This is a genomic window from Streptomyces sp. WAC06614 (assembly GCF_003949795.1).
Classification (GTDB): Bacteria; Actinomycetota; Actinomycetes; order Streptomycetales; family Streptomycetaceae; genus Streptomyces.
Window position 1 is genome coordinate 1 of record NZ_RPRY01000584.1, and the last position, 2,287, is coordinate 2,287.

1 protein-coding gene is annotated in these 2,287 nt (G+C 77.3%); it reads right to left on the bottom strand.

The window, feature by feature from the left end; translation table 11 throughout:
- On the bottom strand, positions 1-2,255 hold a 2,255-nt coding region (locus tag EF918_RS34955), incomplete at its 3' end, for an ATP-binding protein (protein ID WP_148141337.1).
- Positions 2,256-2,287 lie beyond the last annotated feature (32 nt).

A 2,287-nucleotide genomic window follows, 5' to 3' on the forward strand; every position in this document is an offset into this window, starting at 1 on the left:
GTACGGGGCGTACGGGGTGCGGAGTCCGGTGGGGGCAGGGTGTCTTCCGCCCACGCCGGTGCCCGTACCGCAGCCGGAGGCGAGGACTGCTCAGGTAGTTCCTCGACCTCGCGTCCGGCCCGGTCCCCGGGCCCGGCGGGCGGCCGGCCCGCCGGGATCGCACCCTGGAGCAGGGCGGTCGGCAGCAGCACCACGGCCGTGGTGCCGCCGTACGGTGAGGTCCGCAGGTGGACCTTGACCCCGTGCCGGGCGGAGAGGCGGCTGACGACGAACAGCCCGAGCCGGTCGCTGTCGAAGAGGTCGAGCGCCTCGGACTGCTCGATGCGCCGGTTGGCCTCGGTCAGCGTCTGCGGGCCCATGCCGAGGCCGCGGTCCTCGACCTCCAGGACGTACCCGGCGCCGACCGGTTCGCCGGTGACCCGGACCTTGGTGTGCGGGGGTGAGAACTGCGCGGCGTTCTCGATGAGTTCGGCGAGCAGGTGGGTCAGGTCGGCCACGGCGGCGCCGACGACGGCGGCCTCGGCGAGCCGGCCCACCTCCACCCGCGGGTAGTCCTCGATCTCGGACACGGCGGCGCGGACGACGTTGGTGAGCGGGACCGGCAGCCGCCAGGCCCGGCCCGGGGCGGCGCCCGAGAGGATGATCAGGCTCTCGGCGTGCCGGCGCATCCGGGTGGTCAGGTGGTCCAGCCGGAAGAGGTCGCCCAGCTCGGCGGGGTCGTCGGCGCGCCGTTCCATGGAGTCGAGCAGGGTGAGCTGGCGGTGCACCAGCACCTGGCTGCGCCGGGCCAGGTTGACGAACACCCCGGAGATGCCGTCGGCGAGTTCGGCCCGTTCGACGGCGGCGCCGAGCGCCGCCCGGTGGACCGTGGCCAGGGCCTCGCCGACCTGGCCGACCTCGTCGTCGGCGGGCCGGCCGGGCGGGGCCTCGGCGGTGACGTCGAGCTCCTCGCCGGTACGCAACCGCTCCATGGCGTCGGGGAGTTTGCGGTGGGCGATCTCCAGGGCGGTGTTGCGGAGGGAGACGAGTTCGACGACGAGGCCGCGGCCGATCCGGACGGAGATGACGAGGGCCGCGGCGACGGCCAGCAGCCCCAGGAGGACGGCGGCGCCGGCGGGGCTGAGTGCCGCGGCGGCCAGCGGGTCGGTGCGGTCGAGGGTGGCGGTGTGGGCGGCGTCCGCGGTCGCGCGCAGTGCGGTGCTCACGGTCGTGTACGACGTCTCCCAGCCGGGCGGGATCCCGCGGGCGTCCTTGCCGGTGCCGGCGGCGAGGACGCGGTCCTCGGTGGCGGTCAGGTCGGCGTACGCGGAACCCTTGGCCACGGTCTGCCAGGCGGCGGCCCGGTCGGGCGGAAGGTCGCGGGCGGCGGCTTCGGTGAGGATGCGGCGGGCTTCGACGGTGCCGGTCAGCTTGCGCAGGGTCTCGGCGGTCCGTTGCCCGGGAAGGGCGAGCAAGGTGTCCTCGCGGGCGAGGAGTTCGGCGGCCCGGGCGAGCTCCAGGGGAACCCTGGCCGGGCCCGCGGTTCCTGCCCGGCCGTGGTCGTCGGCGGCGGGGGCGGGGGCGGCGGTCAGGGCACCGCCGACGGCGAGGGCGGCGTCGACGGCCTTGGTGTACGCGTCGTACGCGGCGTCGGGGGTGGCCCGGCGCTCGGCGACGTCGCTACGGGTGCCTGCCAGGGCCTCGGCCGCGCCGAGGAAGGCCCGGAGCCGTACGGCGACCTCGGCCGGCCCGTCCCCGGCGTCGGCCACGGTGTGCCGGTCGCCGAGCCGGAGTCGGGCCAGGGCCGCGTCGGTACGGCCGGTCTGGGCCTGGAGGGCGGCGGCCTGGTCGGGCCCGGGGTCGGCGAGGTAGCGGACGGCGGCGCGGCGTTCGGCCTGGAGCTCGGCGGTGGCGCGGTCGACGGGGGTACGGATCTCGGCGTCGGCCTGCTGGGCGCGGCTGAGCCGGGCGACGTCCTGGGCCGTGCTGACGGTGGCGAAGGCCCAGAGGGCGAGCAGCGAGACCACCGGGACCATGAGCAGCGAGACGATCTTGGCGCGGACGGTGCGGGGGCGGAGCCGGAGTCGGCGGGGGCTGCCGGGGCCGGCTCCGGTTCCGGGGCCGCCACCCACTGCCGGTCCCGCCGACCGGGTCGGGTCCGCCGGGTCCTCCTCGGCGGGCTGCCCGGCGTGCGCGCGGCGACCGCGCGCCGCGGGAAGCGCGGGCGACCGGGACGCCACGCCGGTGGCGTCCGGGGTCCTGCGGGATGTGCGCATGGGCTCCTCGTTCCGGGCGGAGGGTTCCCGCC